The organism is Prevotella sp. AM34-19LB, assembly GCF_003468525.1.
Taxonomy (GTDB): Bacteria; Bacteroidota; Bacteroidia; order Bacteroidales; family Bacteroidaceae; genus Prevotella.
Genome location: NZ_QSIG01000026.1, coordinates 1 through 19,691 on the forward strand (window position 1 = coordinate 1; position 19,691 = coordinate 19,691).

General features: G+C 49.8%; 11 protein-coding genes and 1 pseudogene. 6 read left to right on the forward strand and 6 right to left on the reverse strand.

The features are described 5' to 3' along the window. Positions 1-284: 284 nt before the first annotated feature. From DW830_RS09275 to DW830_RS09305, 6 genes and pseudogenes are all read right to left on the reverse strand, one after another. On the reverse strand, positions 285-845 hold the full coding sequence (locus DW830_RS09275; RefSeq protein WP_117661767.1) for an NADH peroxidase: 561 nt from the start codon (positions 843-845) through the stop codon (positions 285-287). Between the two features lie 83 nt (positions 846-928). Further along, the gene (locus DW830_RS09280; RefSeq protein WP_119249679.1) at positions 929-1,363 is read right to left on the reverse strand and encodes a Fur family transcriptional regulator; all 435 of its coding nucleotides are present in this window, start codon (positions 1,361-1,363) and stop codon (positions 929-931) included. A 181-nt stretch (positions 1,364-1,544) separates the two neighbouring features. Then, entirely contained in the window at positions 1,545-5,450 is a 3,906-nt protein-coding gene (locus DW830_RS09285) for a TIM-barrel domain-containing protein (RefSeq protein WP_119249680.1), read from the reverse strand. 316 nt (positions 5,451-5,766) lie between these two features. Next, positions 5,767-6,848, reverse strand: a pseudogene (locus DW830_RS09295) (phosphotransferase enzyme family protein). 309 nt (positions 6,849-7,157) lie between these two features. Continuing rightward, entirely contained in the window at positions 7,158-7,757 is a 600-nt protein-coding gene (locus DW830_RS09300) for a LolA-like putative outer membrane lipoprotein chaperone (RefSeq protein ID WP_119249682.1), read from the reverse strand. Between the two features lie 195 nt (positions 7,758-7,952). After that, the gene (locus DW830_RS09305) at positions 7,953-10,583 is read right to left on the reverse strand and encodes an FtsK/SpoIIIE family DNA translocase (protein ID WP_119249683.1); all 2,631 of its coding nucleotides are present in this window, start codon (positions 10,581-10,583) and stop codon (positions 7,953-7,955) included. Positions 10,584-10,697: 114 nt separating this feature from the next. On the opposite strand from DW830_RS09305, the gene DW830_RS09310 reads away from it, so the two are divergent. The 6 genes from DW830_RS09310 to DW830_RS09335 all read left to right on the forward strand — a co-directional run bounded on the left by DW830_RS09310 (position 10,698) and on the right by DW830_RS09335 (position 19,686). Continuing rightward, positions 10,698-11,309: a 3'-5' exonuclease gene (locus tag DW830_RS09310; protein ID WP_119249684.1), complete on the forward strand. Its 612-nt coding sequence runs from the start codon at positions 10,698-10,700 to the stop codon at positions 11,307-11,309. A gap of 66 nt (positions 11,310-11,375) precedes the next feature. Further along, entirely contained in the window at positions 11,376-12,557 is a 1,182-nt protein-coding gene (locus DW830_RS09315; protein WP_117661762.1) for a class I SAM-dependent rRNA methyltransferase, read from the forward strand. Positions 12,558-12,630: 73 nt separating this feature from the next. Continuing rightward, entirely contained in the window at positions 12,631-13,548 is a 918-nt protein-coding gene (locus DW830_RS09320; protein ID WP_119249685.1) for an ABC transporter substrate-binding protein, read from the forward strand. 12 nt (positions 13,549-13,560) lie between these two features. Then, on the forward strand, positions 13,561-16,209 hold the full coding sequence (locus DW830_RS09325; protein WP_119249686.1) for a tetratricopeptide repeat protein: 2,649 nt from the start codon (positions 13,561-13,563) through the stop codon (positions 16,207-16,209). After that, entirely contained in the window at positions 16,190-17,716 is a 1,527-nt protein-coding gene (gene dnaB, locus DW830_RS09330) for a replicative DNA helicase (RefSeq protein ID WP_119249687.1), read from the forward strand. Before DW830_RS09325 ends, dnaB begins: the two co-directional genes overlap by 20 nt. A gap of 467 nt (positions 17,717-18,183) precedes the next feature. Further along, entirely contained in the window at positions 18,184-19,686 is a 1,503-nt protein-coding gene (locus DW830_RS09335; RefSeq protein WP_118312695.1) for a 2-isopropylmalate synthase, read from the forward strand. Positions 19,687-19,691: the final 5 nt, after the last annotated feature.

Consider the following 19,691-nt stretch of genomic DNA (forward strand, 5'->3'; position numbering starts at 1 on the left):
ATATAAATATCTACTTACAATTTATAACCATAGAAAGGGTAAAATATCTACTTACAATTTATAACCATAGAAAGGGTAACTATCGCGAAAAAAACTGAATACTGAATACTGAACACCCTTTTAGGTTCCTCGCACCCTGGGTATCATGGCAGCATCAGGAAAAAGATAGTACTAGTACGCGTACATAGTACAATTTCTCCAGAAAACGAAGGAACCCGATTCTGAATCTCTATGATTCGGAACCGGGCTCCAGGACTTAGTATCGAAAAAAACTAAAAATAGTCTTACTTGAAGTATCTCTTGTAAAGACCTGCGAAACCTGCACAGTGGCGAGCCTCGTCCTTAGCCATCTCATGAACAGTATCGTGGATAGCATCAGAACCCTGCTCCTTGGCAAGCTTGGCAATGCGGAACTTGTCCTCGCAAGCACCCTTCTCTGCTGCGATGCGAGCCTCGAGATTGCTCTTGGTATCACCCAAAACCTCACCCAGCAACTCTGCAAAGCGAGATGCATGGTCAGCCTCCTCGAACGCATAGCGCTTGTAAGCCTCTGCAATCTCTGGATAACCCTCGCGGTCTGCCTGGCGAGCCATTGCAAGATACATACCTACCTCGCCACACTCACCTGCAAAGTGATCCTTCAAACCCTTGATGACCTCCTCATTGACGCTATCCTTATATGCCTGACCGAGAACGTGTACAGTAGCGAATGTCAAATCATCATCCACTGTATCTTCCATCTCCTTGAACTTGCTGGCTGGAGCCTTGCAAATAGGGCACTTCTCTGGTGCCTCTGTACCCTCGTAGATGTAACCACAAACGGTGCAAATAAATTTCTTCTTCATAATGTTAATGTTTTAAAATGTCCTTGTATTGTATTATCTTATTACTATTAATTCTCTTGTCTGACGAATCCTTCGGCTTCCCGTTAATTCGTCTTCTTCTCCATCTTCTTGGCGCAAGCTGAACAGATGCCCTTGTAGTAGAGCTGTTCCTCCTGCACGATGTTTCCATCTATCACCTTGGTCTCTGTTACCCTTGGTGCTTGCTCATCGAAGAGGTCGATGATCTTGCCGCAGTTCTTGCAGTAGAAGTGAACGTGTGGCTCGATGTTGCCATCATAGCAAACGCGATGTTCGTCGATAGTGATCATCTGGGCTGCATTTACCTCACTCAGCATGCGGAGCGTGTTATACACTGTGGTACGGCTTAGGGTCGGTACCTTGTCCTCCAAAGCTTTGTAAACATCTTCGATGTTCGGGTGGGTAGGGTGCTTGATCAGGTAGTCCAGGATTGCCAGTCTCTGTACTGATGGTCTGATGCCTTTCTCTACCAATCTGTTGTAAGCTTCTGTTTTTTTCATATTCCTATCTCTTGATTGATTTTTACGTTTGCAAAGGTAATGAATTTATTTCTATCTACCAAATAATTCTGTAAAATATCCAAAATAATAGGGATTATTTTTAGATAATTTACAGAATTAAATGTTTATTCACTAAAATCGACTCTTTTCCCAGTCTTTGCGCCCAGGATTTCATCTACGACTATTTTCCGGTCTTTACGCCCAGGAATTTATCTACCATCATCAGCTGTTTGAGCTGGAAGGCTGGCTTGCATGCCTTCTTTGCCTTGAGCTTGATGGTGAAGAGATCGCGGGTGCCCTCTACGGCTGGCTGCTCACCGATGTTGACGAAGGTAGGGTAGAGCACCTTGCTGCCATCTGAGTGCAGACGGTCCTTGGTGAGGTTCTCCATCTTGCCCATATCCTTCACATCCACTCCGATGAACTCGTATTCGGTGGCGCTGTATGGCAGGGCAAAGCTCAGGGCATTGAGCGATACGAGACCCTTGCCCTTTACGGTGAGGGTGATGGTTTCGCCTGCCTTGTACACCTTCTTGTCAGCTGCGAGACTGATGCTGCCCTCTACGGCCGGCACCTTCTTGCTGCTTACTCCGCTCTTGAGCTGGGTAGCCACCACGGAGATATCGTAGGCGTCGATGAGACCGTTGCCGTTGATATCGCCCTTGCTTACGTAGCCCTCGAAGTCCTTGTCGCCCCTGCGCAATCCGCAGTAGTTGAGGTAAGAGGTGAAGTCGTTTTCGTCGATGCGTCCGTCGTGGTTGATGTCGCCCGCCTTCTCCATCTTGCTGCCCGGAACCTTGAATACGTACATCTCGGCACCCGAACCCATTCCGCCTCGGGCTTCCTCTACGGTCATCCTGATGTACTGAGCCTCTGGGTTGCCCTGGAACAGGTATTCCTTCACGGCATTCTCGTTCTTCCAGTCGAAGCTTCCGGTCTCGGTCCAGTTGATGCCGTCGTTGCTGATGGCGAACTTACCCTTCTGGATCTGTCCGTTGGTCTCGCGTTCAGAAGCCGGGAGATAGTGAATCTTCTCGAGCTTGGCGATGCCGTTGAGGTTGAGGGTTACATCGAATGGCAGCACACCTTCCTTCTTGTAGTAGTCGGTATGCCAGAAGTTCTTCTCGTTGAAGTCGAACATCTTCGAAACCTCCAGACCTTCCCAGTCCTTCGTAGAGTTGGTGGCTGTGATGTTGCGGATGGCTTCATCGAGAGGGTCCTTGATGGTATGCGCCTGAACGGTGGTCCATTCAGAAACGCCGTCCTTGTTTACGGCTCTCACCTGCACCTCGTAATCGTTTTCCGGCTTCAGGTTCTCGATGGTGAACTCGTTGCTGCGGATGGTGGAATGAATCACGCCATCCACCTTTACCTCATAGTAGTCGGCGTTGGCCTGCTTGTTCCAGGTTGCCACCAGCTCGAATGCCTTGTTAGGGCTCTGGCTGTCCTTCATCGTTACCTGAGGAGCTGCGAGGGCACCGCTGGCGTGGAGCAGCACATCGGCATCATCCATCTGATAGCCGTCCATGCGAAGCTCTACGTCGTTGGCAGTGATGTCGGTCTTCGCCAGTCGCACATAAACCATCGGATTCTTGCGGATATCCATCTTCTCGAAGTCGCTGCCCGGTGTGGCGAAGCGGTTGAGCTGAGGAGCCTCGTCGAAGAACCATGCATTTCCGGTTTTGCGGAGTTCATCGAGCGAATTCACCTGGGTCAGCTTCACGCTCTTTCCGCCAATCTTCGCCGCTAGCTTCTTAGGCATCTGGCTCAGATTGATGCGCAGCTCGGTAGCCTGGTTCTTCTCCTGCCCCTGGAAGTGGCCCGTGGTCTTGTAGATATGTACGTTGAGACGGTCCTTCTGCAGGGAAGAGGTGATGCGGGTGGTGGCGTGTTCACCCAGGCGGTAAAGCTCGGTCTTGCCGTCATCATCATAGAGGGCGTAATGGGTTTCGCCGTATGGATAGAGTTCGAAGATGCGCTGGGTGTTGTCTATCTGCGATACGTTGTTGTTAGGATTTACCATCGGGATGATGGCGCCTCGCTTCACGAAGACAGGCAGTTTCCAGTAGGGAGCCTCAAACTCGTTGATGATTCTTCCACCTTTATATATATGTCCGCTGAAGTAATCCACCCATTCGCCCTGAGGCAGGTAGATGCCGTTGCGGATGTCGTTGCCCTCCTTATCCATCTTGGTTTCCTTGTAGATAGGAGCCACGAGGAAGGATGGACCGCACATAAACTGATACTGCGTTGCCTTGCCCAGGGTATAAGGGTTGGCATCGTCGAGGAACATCGCTCTTACCAGCGGCTTGCCGGTTACAGCCTCGTGGGCAGCTGTGTAGATGTATGGCATCAGCTCTGACTTGAGCTTCAGATACCAGCGGTTGACGGAAGTTACCGGTTCGCCCAGGATATGAGGATACTTGGCATTGCTGCCCCAGCCATCCATGTTCAGACCCATCGCGGTGAAGGCCTTCCATTCGAATTCTCGCATGTTGACGATCGGATTCTTTCCGCCGAAGATACCATCGTTGTCAGATGTGATGTTGGAGATACCCGAAAGTCCGGCACCGATGAAGGTAGGGATGTGGAAGCGGATGTACTCCCAGTCGCCACCGGTCTGGTCGCCCGACCAGACGGATGCATATCGCTGTGTACCAGCCCATCCATCGAGCGAGATGATGAACGGACGGGCGTTCTCGCCATAGTAAGGCATGATCTGAGCCGCGTCAGCCACACCGTTCAATCCGAAGGAATAGCCGTCGCCTACCCAGGCCACATCGGTCTTGAGCACTCTTACGCCAGCGGTTCCCACCTCCTTCACGATGTCGCGCTGCAGGAGCGCCTCGATGCTGTCTTTCGGATGCAGGTCTGACTGGGTCCAGAGTCCGATTTCCACACCGTGCTTGCGGGCGTAATCACCGAATTCCTTCAGGTTCTGGATGTTGCCGTCCAGGGTACTCTCCTGACCGTATCCGGCTCCGTATCCATCGTTTGGCAGGAACCATCCCAGCGGCATGTCGTGCTTCACATATCGGTCGATTGCCGCACGTGCTGAGAACTGGTAGTTGTTCTTCTCGCCATTCAGTGATTCCTTGATTCCGGTCTTGTCGCTGGCACTCTCCTTATACGTCTTTCCATCCTCGAACACCATGGTTCGGCCCTTGTTGTCTGATTCCTTCCAGTAGTCGCGGTTGTAGGCATTGAGATGGCCTTCGTAGAAGCCGAACTTAGGGAGGAGTACAGGGTTGCCGGTGAGCTGGTAATAGCCATCGAGCAGATCGGTAGGCTTCTTGCCCACCATGAAGAAAACGTCTAAGTTTCTGGATTCGTGAGAGAGTTCTACCTTTCCGTTTTGGGTAGAACCGAAGTCGTAGAGACCTGGCTTGAAGGTGTACCACATGAAGCCGTAGCCAGCGGTTGACCAATAGAATGGGGCAGGGGAAGCCACTCCGCCATCTACCCAGTTGTTGGTGTTGACGATTTCGATTTTCTCACCCTTGTGAGAGAATCTTCCGTTCTGTACGCCGCCACCGAAGAAATACTCATCCGGCTGTTCGCGCAGGCTGAGGGTTACCTTTTCGGGGGTAAACTGTGCCGGAGCGCTCTGCTCTGCCACGGTCTTTCCGTCTTCAAGGTTGATGATCTTGAAGAGCTGGGTAGCCTTGTCGAAGATGACCTGTGCCTTGGTGGTAGAAAGGATGATGGAGTTGTCGTTCTCCTCCACCTTCACCTGCTTATGGTTCAGGGCTGTGCGTGGATTATCCACCAGGATGCTCGCCTCAGGCTTTGCCTCGGGCGCTCTCATCACGCCATCGTTGTGATCTTCGAAGATCCGGAAAACACTTTCGCCATAGAAATCTACGGCGACACGTTGCTGGTTGGCGAAGACAATCTCCACCAGCGTAGGATTGATTCTGAGAATCTGGACATCTCCCGCCTTCACGGTCTGGGCTGCCTTCTGGGCATCGGGAGCGGAAGGAAGCAGGGGAGATGATGCTGTGTTGGTTGTGTTGGCAACCATAGGCAAGGTTACCGCCATTGCCATCAGGTTGCCAACAGATAATTTCTTATAAATATTACTCATTTTATTTATAGATTATTTTGAGAGTTTTTCGATAGTTACCGCCACACGCCCTGAAAGGGCAGAAGCTCCTAGCCCAGGGCATCGCCCTGGGTAATGATGATGCAAGTCTGCCGCCCTGTAAGGGCAAAAGCCTTCAAATACCAGGCAATATACAAAGCTTTTGCCCTTACAGGGCGCCTTGCTGATTGCTTGTATACCCAGGGCGATGCCCTGGGCTAGGAGCTTCTGCCCTTTCAGGGCGTCCTTGAACCACATTCGCTAGTTCTTCAGGGCGTGTGGAGCATACTTGCGAAACTTGAATCTCTAATTTCTATTCTTACAGTTTTTCGATGAACGCCTTCATCTCTGCCTCGTGTTCCTTCGCCTTCAGGAAGAGATGCCACTGGTTCTGGCTCTTACGAGGTTGTGCTCAGGATACTTGCACTTCCAGTAGTGGTCGCCGTTGAGGTAATCCCAGAGGAAGCGTACTGCCTGCATGTATGGGAAGAGCTCGGCTGCATGAGGAAGCAGGGAAATCTCCAATGGAGAAAGGAAGGCTGATGCAGACTCCACATAGCCGCGGGTGAACGATTCGAAGATGTCCATGCGGAAATCTATCTTCTCGAACTCAGGAGAATCCTCGGCGATGGTATTCGCTGCCGTGCGGAGGAAATCGCCGTAATCGCTCACGAAGAGTGATGGCATCACGGTATCGAGGTCGATGACGCACAATACGCGACCCTCTTCATCAAACATCATGTTGTTGACCTTGGTATCGCAGTGGCAGACATGCTTCTGCAGCTTGCCCTCGCGGAAGAGGCGCTGGCAGAGACACATCTCATCCATATAACTCTCGATTTCTGCGATGAAATCCTTTACGCCTTCTGCGCGTCCGGCACGGTCTTCCTTCACTGCCTGACGGAGCTGGTCACGGCGCAGTTCCATATTGTGGAAATCAGGGATGGTTTCGCCGAGGCGGTCGGTGATGTCGGTGAGCTGAGCCTCGAACTCTCCGAAGGTCTTTCCTGCGTAATAAGAACTTTCTGGGTTTACTGCCTCCTGGGTGATGGCACGAGGAATGAAGACGGAAATGCGCCAGTACTGCTGGTCTTCGTCTTTTACATAGGTCTTGCCGTTGCTCGCCTTGACGAAGGTGAGTACCTTGCGGTCGATGTCGTCAGCGCCCTGTTTTTCGAGCTGCTGGCGGATGTGTGTAGTTACTTCCTCGATGTTGTGCTGCAAGAGATCTACATCGGTGAAGATAGAGTCGTTGATGCGCTGGAGAACATAGTCTGGTGCATCATCTTCTACTGTTGTCACCTTGTAGGTGTCATTGATGAGTCCATTACCGAGAGGCTTTACCTCATTTACAGTTCCGGTGATATCGAACTGTGAGATGATAGGTTTGAGATCTTTCATTTTAGTTTGGTTTTAAATATATTTTTAAAGCTTTTGCCCTTACAGGGCGTAGTTTCTTATTGGATTTTTAACCCAGGGTGATACCCTGGGCTAGGAGCTTCTGCCCTTTCAGGGCGTATTGCTTGCAACATTCTCCCAGTGCTAGGAGTTTTCCCTTTTCAGGGCGTATTGCTTGCAACATTCTCCTTATGCTGGGAGCTTGTTAGTTGGCTCCTCACGCCCTGAAAGGGCAGAAGCTCCTAGCCCAGGGCAACGCCCTGGGTTGTTTGGATGCAAGCCTTTCGCCCTGTAAGGGCAAAAGCTTTGACATTATCTCAGGTCGATGACTTCTGCTCCTGGGAATTCCTTGCTGTTGAAGACGAAGGAATTGTTGGAAATACCCTTTGCCTTGAAACCGGAGATGTCGATGGTACTCCAGGTAGAACCCTGGCGCATCTTTACCTGCGATGGCACGTGGGTGTTCTTGTTGATGGTGATATACATCTCTGCCACGGTACGCTTCTGGTTGTTGGCAACGAGATGCACCTGATAGTTGCCGCCCACAGTCTTGAGGCTGCTCTTATATCCTGTCTTGTAGATGTGGATGAAGGTATAAGGATTCATCGACATCTGCTTGGCCTGGGTAGGGTTGCTCACGTTCACTTCGTTGGTCTTCTTCATATAGGTCCACTGAGTCTTGCCGTTATACCATACGATGGCTTCCGGTGTGCGCGCATTAAACTTGTTACCCTTGATGGTGATGGTACCGCTTGCCGAGCCGTACTTAGGGCTAGACAGTTTGAAGTTGGCGGTAGCGCCCTTCTTGTTGCCGATGACGGCAGCGGTCTTGTCGAGCACCTGCTGGGCGGTCTGCGCCATAGTGCCCAGGCTCATCATCGCTGCGAAAGCGATAGCTAAAATCTTTTTCATATCCTTACTGTTTATTGTATTATAACTAAACCTAAAAGCTTTTGCCCTTTCAGGGCGTATTGGTTCTTCGCTCATTAACCCAGGGTGTTGCCCTGGGCTAGGAGCTTTTGCCCTTTCAGGGCGTTTGGAGCGAATGTTGTCTTTTGCCCTTTATCTTTCCCTTCGGCCGGTGACGACCGTTGGTTCTGGGCTCTCTTATGAATTTCTCAATTGCATCAGCAATGTATTGAGCTGGTTCTCATCCTGCAGGAGTACCTCTCTTGGCTTACTGCCCTGAGCGGCTCCTACGATGCCTGCTGCCTCAAGCTGATCCATCAGTCTGCCGGCACGGTTGTAGCCGATGCTGAAACGGCGCTGAATCATACTGGTGCTGCCCTGCTGCGAGAGAACGATGGCATGGGCTGCCTCCTCGAAATATGGATCCAGGTTGCGGGTATCTACACTGCCGTTGCCTCCTACGCCGCCATCTTCGCTGGCTGGTTCAGGGAGTTCCATCGGTTCGATAGGACCAGGCTGATTGCAGATGTATTCGTTGATGCGCTCAATCTCTGGTGTATCTACGAAGGCGCACTGTACACGCACCGGTTCGTTGCCGTTGAGATAGAGCATATCACCACGACCGATGAGCTGGTTGGCTCCCGTTCTGTCGAGGATGGTCTTGGAGTCGATGGCTGAAGTTACCTTGAAGGCGATGCGGCCCGGGAAGTTCGCCTTGATGTTACCGGTGATGATGCTGGTGGTAGGACGCTGGGTAGCGATAATCATGTGGATGCCCACGGCACGTGCCAGCTGGGCGATGCGGGCGATAGGAAGCTCTACCTCCTTGCCGGCTGTCATGATCAAATCTCCAAACTCATCGATAATCACTACGATGTATGGCATAAATTCGTGACCATCAGTCAGTTTCAGTCTGTGGTTCACGTATTTCTGATTATACTCCTTGATGTTTCTGGCTCCCGCCTTCTTCAGCAGGTCGTAGCGGCTGTCCATCAGCACGCAGAGGCTGTTCAGCGTTCTCACCACCTTGGTTACATCGGTGATGATAGGCTCCTCCTCATCCGGAACGGCAGCCATAAACTTGTTGGTGATGCGTGAATATACGCTGAACTCCACCTTCTTAGGGTCGATGAGCACCAGCTTCAGCTCGTTAGGATGCTTCTTGTAGAGCAGGGAAGTGATGATGGCGTTCAGACCCACAGACTTACCCTGACCGGTGGCACCGGCAACGAGCAGGTGAGGAATCTTCGCCAGATCCACCATGAACACCTCGTTGGTGATGGTCTTACCCAGCGCGATAGGCAGTTCCATCTTGGTTTCCTGGAACTTCTTGGAGTTCAGGATGCTCTCCATGCTCACGATGTTTGCCTTGGCATTAGGCACCTCGATACCGATGGTTCCCTTGCCAGGGATAGGAGCGATGATACGGATACCCAGGGCAGCGAGGCTCAGGGCGATATCATCCTCCAGGTTCTTGATCTTGGAGATGCGCACACCCTCGGCAGGCTGAATCTCGTAGAGGGTGATGGTAGGACCCACGGTGGCACGGATGGTCTTGATCTGTACGCCGAAGTTGCCCAGCACCTCGATGATTCGGTTCTTGTTCGCCTTCTGCTCCTCTTCGTCGATAGACACCTCCTGGTCGTCGTATTTCTTCAGCAGGTTGAGGGTAGGGTACTTGTATCTAGTGAACGGCTCCTTCGGGTTGATAGGCGTATTGAGCACCTCGGCATTGCTTACGGTGTTGCTGGTAGCCTTCTCCTCTCCGGTAGCCACAGAGATATCCATTCCGATATGAGCCGAAGCGGCAGCGGCTGCAGCCATCTCCTGGCGCTCTCTTTCTGCGCGCTGTGCTCTGAGCTCACGCTGCTGCTGAATCAGACTCGGAGCAGCCACGTTCTTATCGGCATCAGCCTGCTGGTTGTCATCGACTGCGGCTGCATCGAGGTCGATTGGCGAGGCTGCCTTCTCATCCTCATCTTTCTGCTCCTCAGCCATCTGCTGCAGAGAACTTTCCTCGTTCTGGTCTGCCATCTGGTTTTGGGATGTCTCCCGAGTCTGTGAATTCTCGGAGTTCTCGTCCATCTCATCCTCCTCATCCTGCACCGTACCCTGGGCAGCATTCCGGTAAGCTTCATCGATGGCATCATCCTCCTCCTGCTTCTCCTTATGGTTGGTAATCTCGAATTTCACCTTATTAGATATATAGCCGATAGGGTTGAGTGCCTTTCTCACGATGGTGATGGTCTCGGTGGTGATATAGGTGAGGAATGCGATCGCCACGAAGAGAAGGATGGCGGTGAGTCCCGGAGGACCGATGACATTCTCCAAGGTCTGGACCACAAACATGCCGTGCTTTCCGCCCGGATTGAAGATGAGACTACCGAAGATAGGAGTGAGGAACTTGGCGAAGGTGACGGATGACCAGATCATCACCACCATCATGCAGAAGAACCACTTCCAGAGATTCACGCGATAGACATTCATCAGCTGGAAACCCACCATCACCACGAAGCAGGGAATCAGGAAGGCAGGGAAACCGAAGTTCACCGCCATCAGCCAATAGGAGAGGATGGCTCCCATGGATCCGCAGTAGTTCTGGAACTGCTGCTGGGTGTTGGTCCATTCTCCGGGCTGCATGTTCTCCAGCAAGCTCTGGTCGGCAGCGCCCGTACTGAGGAATGAAATCATCGCCAGTATCATGACGACAGCAACCACGAGCAAGGCGAGTCCGAGGAAGAAATCGGTAATCGTATTGTTGAAAATATATTGTAAACCAATGGCTTCGCTAAATGATTTAGTTTTGCCTGATGTTCTTTTCTTTGCCATTTTTCTATTTCTTTTTAATATTTAACTGCAAAATTAGCAAAAAAGATTGAGAAACGCTCCTTTTTTTCGGGATTTTTTGCTAATTTTGCAACTTGTAATGAATAAATAGCAGTAATGAAGATAATTTTCACTAGTTTCGAAAAGAAAACTATCAATAGCCTGCCTCGAATTCTCTTTCCTGGCAATATGATAGTGATAGATAAGGCTGAAGATACAGATGCCGCTGTAGAATATCTCCTGGGACAGGATATTCTGGGTGTGGATACGGAGACACGACCAAGTTTCTCCAAGGGTATGCACTTCCAGGTATCGCTGCTGCAGGTGAGTACCCGCGATACCTGCTATCTCTTCCGCCTGCATCTCACGGGTATGACACCAGCCATCATCCGATTCCTGGAGGATAAAAAGGTGCCAAAAGTGGGATTGTCTTGGCATGATGACCTCTTGCAGTTGCATCGCAGATGCGATTTCAAGCCGGGATATTTCATCGAGTTGCAGGATGTGGCTAAGAAATTCGGCATCAAGGATATGAGCTTGCAGAAAATCTACGCCAACCTCTTCCATCAGAAAATCAGCAAGGCACAGCGACTCAGCAACTGGGAATCCCAGGAGCTCAGAGAGGCTCAGTGCAGATATGCCGCCACGGACGCATGGTGCTGCATTCATATCTACGAGGAGTTCAACCGTCTCAGCAAGGCTGACGATTACGAGCTGGTAGAGTTCTAGGTTGATGTATTCGATTTTTCGTAAAAGAGAGAATTGATAGAACTTAAAAGATTATATAATATAATAATGTATAAGAACGTATATTTAAAGAAAGGAAAAGAAGAATCTCTCAAGAGATTCCATCCATGGATATTCTCCGGCGCTATCCAGCGCATGGACAATGATATAGAGGAAGGTGAAACCGTAAGGGTTTTCACTTCTGCTGGCGACTTCATCGCCATCGGTCACTATCAGATCGGTTCCATCGCCGTGAGAGTGCTCTCTTTCAGCGATGTGGATATCGACAACGAATTCTGGTGCGCCCGACTGGAGTCGGCTTACAGGATGCGTCTGGCGGTAGGTATCGCCGGAAATCCAGACAACAACACCTATCGACTGGTGCATGGCGAGGGAGATAACCTGCCGGGTCTCGTTATCGACTGCTATGGTCCTACTGCCGTGATGCAGGCTCACAGTGTGGGTATGCACGTATGCCGTATGGAGATTGCCAAGGCGCTGAAGCAGGTGATGGGCGACGAGCTGCAGAACATCTACTACAAGAGCGAGACCACCCTGCCATACAAGGCAGACCTGCGCCAGGAGAATGGCTTTATTTTGGGTGGCGATGCCGATGACGTGGCTGTGGAGAACGGATTGAAGTTCCATATCGACTGGCTGCGCGGTCAGAAGACCGGTTTCTTCGTAGATCAGCGTGAGAACCGCTCCCTGCTCGAGCATTACGCCAAGGGCAAGAGCGTGCTCAACATGTTCTGCTATACCGGCGGTTTCTCAGTCTATGCCATGCGCGGCAATGCCAAGGCGGTTCACTCCGTGGACAGCAGCGCCAAGGCGATCGAGCTGACCAATGAAAACATCGCTCTCAACTTCCCTGGCGACCCACGCCACGAGGCATTCTGCGAGGATGCCTTCAAGTATCTGGATGAGCACGACCAGCAGTATGATCTCATCATCCTCGACCCTCCTGCCTTTGCCAAGCACCGTGCAGCGCTGCGCAATGCGCTGAAGGGATATACCCGCCTGAATGTAAAGGGCTTGCAGAGAATCAAAAAGGGTGGAATCCTCTTCACTTTCAGCTGCTCTCAAGTGGTTACCAAGGATAATTTCCGCAACGCTGTGTTTACTGCAGCAGCCCAGGCAGGAAGAAAGGTTCGCATCCTGCACCAGTTGCATCAGCCAGCCGATCATCCTATCAACATCTATCATCCTGAAGGCGAATACCTGAAGGGACTCGTGCTTTATGTGGAGTAAGCTCTGACAGCGTAAAAAGAGTAAAATCTCTATGTCAGAGTATATACGATGAAGAATGTAGAGTAAAAATACAATGAAGAAATTTTCAATCATGATATGTCTGGTTTCAGCACTTCTGCTGGGAATGGCCAGTTGCGGCGATTCACAGCAGAAGCGACTGCGACTGAGCAAACAGGAGAAGGCCCGACTCGACAGCATCGACCGGGCTTCGCTCAAGGTGGGTGTGATGCCTACGCTCGATTGCCTTCCGGTTTATCTGGCTTACGAGGACAGCATCTTCCTGAAGCAGGGAGTAACGGTACATCTCTATCGCTACAATGCGCAGATGGACTGCGATACAGCCATCGCCCGAAAGAGGGTAGAGGGTACGGTGACCGACCTGGTGAGAGCTGCCCGCCTGCAGAAGCAGGGTACACAGCTCTTCTATCCTGTCTCTACCAATCTGTACTGGCAGCTTATCACCAACCGCAAGGCGCGTATCTCGGAGCTGAAGCAGCTGTCAGACAAGATGATAGCCATGACCCGTCATTCTGCCACCGATTATCTCTCAACGCTTGTCATCGACAGCGTGAAGACCAAGTATGATGTATATCGCGTGCAGATCAACGACCTGAACATCCGTCTGCGCATGCTCCTCAACAATGAGATGGATGCCGCCTGGATGCCGGAGCCATACGCCACACAGGCAAGAATGGCTAAGCATGTGGCACTGGCGGATAGTAGAGACAAGAACCTCCAGTTGGGAGTGATTGCTTTCCGCAGCAAACTGAAGGCGGAACCCCGAAGAAAAAAACAAATCGACAGATTCGTGAAAGCTTACGACATCGCTGTAGATAGCATCAATAAGAATGGCGTACACCACTATGCCGCTTTACTGACCAAGTATTATGGTATTGATGCCCAAACCGTTAGCAATCTGCCAAAATTAAAGTACAGTCACGCTATGGAGCCTCGCCAGCGAGATCTTAAGGTGGCAGATATTAACAATTAAACAACTACAATTATGTCAGAAGAAGTAAATTTGTCAGAAGAGTCTAATAACCCAGAAGAAGATGTTCTGGATCAGGATTTTTTGTTGGAGAAGGTAGATGAAATGCGTGATTTGATTCATCAGCAGCGTTTTAGCGAATGCAAGCCAATGCTCGTGGAGGTCTTTACCCCCTTTTCGAGCAATAAGCAGTATATTAACCGTCTGCTGCAGAGCTTGCTGACCTCCCTTTTCGCCAATATGAGTCTTTTCCAACGCAAGAAGATTCCTGATGGAGTGTTTGGCTTTCCCATACAGCATAACAAATCTTTTGAGGAACTTGATATCCCGGAAATGACCCCTGAGGCTAGAGCGAAGTACATCTCCAGCACTATTTCTGGGCTCGACCAGCTTCTGGTAGATGTCGAGATGGATATCCGTTCAGACCAGGGTGTTTTCAAGGATCTGAAAAAGCTGGGTGAGGAGATTGATATCAAAGAGGTGAAGTCAACCCTCGAGAAATTCGTTTCCCGAGAGGCGATGCTTTTCCTGAACCACGACCTCTCGAAAGAGGAGCAGGATCAGGCTTCAGCCCGTCTGTATCAGGAATGGGAAGAGTGTCGCGAAAAGATTTTCGGCAGATTTGTCTCTTCTGGATATTGGAACGATGAGGAACGTGCTGCTGTCAAAGACACCATCCTTTCGCCTACAGTTGATTCCTTGACCTCTCAGCTTCTGGTGAGTGCCATTACGCTCTCTGCCGCCACCGTTTTCGATATGGGTAAATTCACTTTGCTCTACGATATCTACCGTCAGACAGATGACGATGAGGTGAAGGTGCGTGCCCTCCTGGGATGGCTGCTGGTTTCTACGAATTGCGGCTGCTACGAACAGCATCCTGACTTCCGTAGCTTTGCAGAGCAGTTGACCGAGGATTGCAAGAATGATTCAGACTTGCTTGCCGAAATCATAAAAGCCCAGAAGATGCTTGCCGTGACTGTATTCAGCGAGCAGAAGTCTATCGACTATACCAATGATATCATGTCATCGCTGTCAAAACGTTTCCTCGGCGACCTGAAAAATAAGGTAGCTGATTTGCTGGACGCTGATGAAGATATGAGAAATCTCTTCGGAATCGATGAAGACGAGGAAACTTCGGAAGAGGAGAGTCCTATCCGTTCTGTCGATATCAATACCGACGAGGATGGGGTCGATAATCTCAACGTGGATGTGGATAGCCCGCTCTCTATGGATGAAATGATGGATAAGGGTATTGACATCCTCTTGCCGCAGTTTAAGATGTTACGAGACCAGACTGATTTCTTTACTCATCTGTACAATTGGTTCATGCCTTTCTATCTGAAGAATCCTCATGTAACCGAGGCTCTCGGATTCGTAGATGAGAAGAGAAAGTTCTGCAAGGCTTTCTGTTCTACTGCAAGATCTTGTCCTGCCGATGCCTATTCCCTGGCAAACCTGATCATCTCTCATCCTAATGAGATACCGGAGAATATTGTTGACTGTTACGATGACCCTGAGGATGATGGAGATGGCAGCGAGCCTGCAGATGAGGAAGAGATTGTTAATGAATTTTTTAAAGAGCCTGGAGAGCATCGTGCAAAGCGTATCCGTATCAACTACATCCGCAACCTCCTGCGCTTTTCCAAGTTTTATAAAGAGAAGGATGAACTCTTCACTATCCTCGACGAACTGGATGATGACAAACCAGCCTATGCCGTCTTGGCGGGTCCTCTTTTCCAGGATGAATTCTTCGATAAGTACCGCATGGCTATAGCCCGCTATTCCTTCCGCCGCGAGTTCCCAGACATGGTTGAAGTGATGCTGGAAGGTGTACCATGCGACACGCTGGAGATGCACTTCATGAAGGGATGGGTATGTATGCAGAAGGGAGACGATCATAGTCTCCGTATGGCTGTCGATCACTTCAAGAAGATGCTGAAGATAAAGCCTGACATGAAGCAGGTATATCTCCAGCTGGGCATCTGCTATCGTAATCTCATCCAGGTGGATGAGTATCTGGAGAATTTCGACAAGCTGATGGAGTTCAAGGATTCATTCTCAGAAGAGGAACTCTTCGAGTTGAAACTGGATAAACTGAAGTTCATCGTCATGAATAACAGATTTGAAGAGGCGATGCCGCTGGCTTACGAGCTGGATTATACCCATCCAGAGAATCAGATGGCGGGAGCCTTGCTCACACAGCTGCTTATCAAGATAGGTGGCGAACATGCGGAAGAGAACTTCCAGAAGGCTCATCAGCGCCTGGATGAATATTTCGCCGAGGTGAACGAGCTTTTCGGTAGTTTCGATAAGATGAAAAAATCAGGTAAGGATACGAAGAATATGATGATGCAGGCGATGGATCTCTTCTTCAAGATGATGAAGAATGATAAGCTTGCCGAAGCTTACAATAACTATTCGCAAGGTCTCCTGGCATTGATAGAACATCAGCCGAAAAAGGCTTTGGAACCTTTCTTCAGGGCTTATGCCTATTATGTAGAAAAGGATGAGAATGTATTCTTTGAAGCCCTAAAGGAAGACTATAAATGGTTGAAGAACTATGGATGTTCTTACACTGATTTGATGATTATCTATAATCAGGTAGTGGCTGAACACCAGCAAACGGAAGATGAATTAAAGAAGTATGCCGATAAATCAGAATAGAAATAACAATAACAAGACACAGATAGATACCAACTACGCCCACCTGCAACCGCAGGCGGTGGAGTTGGAGAAGGTGGTTCTGGGTGCATTGATGATTGATACCGATGCTTTTTCGGTGGTATCCGAGATGCTGAAACCCGAAACCTTTTATGATCCGAGACATCAGAAAATCTACGAGGCGATTCAGACTATGAATATGGAGGAGCGCCCCGTGGATATCATGACCGTTACGGATGAACTCACCAAGATGGGCGCCATCGAGAAGATTGGTGGAGCCGGTTACCTGATGGAGATTTCCTCGCAGGTGGCTTCGGCTGCCCACATCGAGTACCATGCCCGAATCCTGGCGCAGAAATATCTGCAGCGACAGCTCATCCATTATGCCGGCGACATCGAGACCCAGGCGTATGATGAGGGTGTGGATGTGGACGAACTCATGCAGCATGCCGAGGGTGAGCTTTTCCAGCTCTCTCAGGGTAATATGAAGCAGGATTACACCCAGATTGATCCGGTTATCAAGGAAGCCGTGGATATCCTGCAGCGTGCCGCCCAGAACAAGGGCGGACTCACGGGTATTCCTACAGGTTACCAGCAGATGGATGATATGACTTCCGGATGGCAGCCTTCCGATCTGGTGATCATCGCCGGACGTCCTGCCATGGGTAAGACTTCCTTCGCTCTGAGTATCGCCAAGAATGTTGCGGTAGATCACGGGGTGCCTATCGGATTCTTCTCGCTTGAAATGAACAACGTTCAGCTGGTCAACCGTCTTATCTCGAATGTCTGCGAGATTTCGGGTAAGAAGATCCTGAACGGTCAGTTGGATCCAAGCGAGTGGGAGCGACTGGACAAGAAGATCCGTTCTCTCACGGGTGCACCTATTTATATAGATGATACTCCGGGACTCTCCGTCTTCGAGTTGAGAACAAAGGCGCGACGACTGGTGAGAGAGAAGGGGGTAAAGCTGTTGATGATTGACTACCTCCAGCTGATGAATGCCAACGGAATGAAGTTCGGTAGCCGTCAGGAAGAGGTTTCCACCATCTCGCGTTCTCTCAAAGGTCTTGCCAAGGAGTTGAATATCCCGGTACTCGCCCTCTCTCAGCTCTCGCGTAACGTAGAAAACCGTGAGGGTCTCGAAGGAAAGCGACCACAGTTGAGTGACCTCCGTGAATCCGGAGCCATCGAGCAGGATGCCGATATGGTACTCTTCGTTCATCGTCCGGAATACTATCACATCTATCAGGATGAAAAGGGAAACGATCTTCATGGTATGGCGCAGATTATCATCGCCAAGCACCGTAAGGGTGCTACCGGAGATGTACTCCTGAACTTCCGTGGCGAGTTCACCCGCTTCCAGGATCCTACAGATTCCTACACTCCAGTACAGGAGGGTGGTGAAATCATGGGTTCCAAGATGAACAGTGGGGCTTCTGATGGAATGATTGCCAGCGGTGCCATTCCGCCTCCGCCTATGACAGGACCTGACGGTCCGTTACCTTTCTAGTTGAAAAGAGAATAATTTCGTACCAGAACGTTCTTTTTCTGAATAATCTGGCATAAAAACGGCTCGTTTCTCTAGATTTTGGGTAAAAAATAGATGAAAAATGGCAATTTGATAGATTTTCTATTAAAAAAGTTATAAATTGTTTGCGTATATCAGAGAAAATGATTACCTTTGCCAGCGATAAATATATAACGTATAAAAATAGAAAAATATGAGAGCATTAGCGTTGAATATTACAAGCATTATTATTATTCGACTTCGACTGCAGCATGTAGGCGGAAGTGATAAGGTGTGCGTATAGTTCAGCGGTTTGGATATATTGAGCCTTTCTACACTTCCGTATATGGGAGTGAGAAAGGCTTTTTTAATTCCCAGCTCTTTACGCCCTTGCCAAAAGTAAGGGCGCAATGTTGCCCCTAAAGGGCAAAAGCTTTAATTAATAAGAGAAATAAAAATATTTAAGAGATATGAGTGACAGATTATTTATTTTCGACACAACCCTTCGTGATGGCGAACAGGTTCCAGGATGCCAGTTGAATACCGTAGAGAAGATTCAGGTAGCTAAGGCGCTGGAGCAGTTGGGCGTTGATGTCATTGAGGCTGGATTCCCAATTTCAAGCCCGGGTGACTTCAATTCCGTAGTAGAGATTTCCAAGGCTGTAACATGGCCTACCATCTGTGCGCTGACCCGTGCGGTGGAAAAGGATATCGATTGTGCTGCCGAGGCGTTGCAGTATGCTAAGCATAAGAGAATTCATACGGGTATCGGTACCAGCGATAGCCATATCAAATATAAGTTCAATTCCAACCGCGAGGAGATCATCGAGCGTGCCGTGGCTGCTGTCAAGTATGCCAAGAAGTATGTAGAGGATGTGGAGTTCTACGCTGAGGATGCTGGTCGTACCGACAATGAGTATCTGGCTCGCGTGGTAGAGGCTGTCATCAAGGCAGGTGCTACCGTAGTTAACATTCCTGACACCACCGGCTATTGCTTGCCGGATGAGTATGGTGCCAAGATCAAGTATCTGATGGATCACGTTGACGGCATCGAGAATGCATGCATCTCTACCCACTGTCACAACGATCTCGGTATGGCTACTGCCAATACCCTGCAGGGTGTATTGAATGGTGCCCGCCAGGTGGAGGTGACCATGAATGGTATCGGCGAGCGTGCTGGTAATACTTCGCTCGAGGAAATCGCCATGATTCTGAAGTGCCACAAGAATATCAATATTGATACCAACATCAATACGACCAAGATTGTTCCGATGTCTCGCATGGTGAGCAGTCTGATGAATATGCCTGTTCAGCCTAATAAGGCGATTGTGGGCCGCAATGCCTTCGCTCATTCTTCTGGTATTCACCAGGATGGCGTCTTGAAGAATGTCCAGACTTACGAAATCATCGACCCTAAGGATGTGGGCTTGGATGATAACGCTATCGTATTGACAGCCCGCTCTGGTCGTGCAGCCTTGAAGTATCGCCTCCACGTAAATGGTGTGAACATCGAAGATGAGGAGAAGCTCGACAAGATCTACAAGAAGTTCCTCCAGTTGGCTGATAAGAAGAAGGAAGTTACCGACGAGGATGTACTGATGCTCGCTGGTGCTGATTCTGCCGATAAGCATGGTGTTCAGCTCGACTGGTTGCAGGTAACTACCGGTAAGGGCGTGAAGAGCGTGGCAAGCATCGGCTTGAACATCGCTGGTCAGAAGTTCGAGGCTGCTTCATCTGGCAATGGTCCTGTGGACGCTGCCATCCGTGCCCTCAAGAAGGTCATCACCAAGGAGATGAACCTCAAGGAGTTCACCATTCAGGCGATTGACAAGGGATCAGACGATGTGGGTAAGGTTCACATGCAGGTGGAATACGATGGTCATGTATATTATGGCTTCGGTGCTGATACCGATATCGTGACAGCTTCTGTTGAGGCTTACATCGACTGTATCAACAAGTTCAAGGTAAGATAAAATCA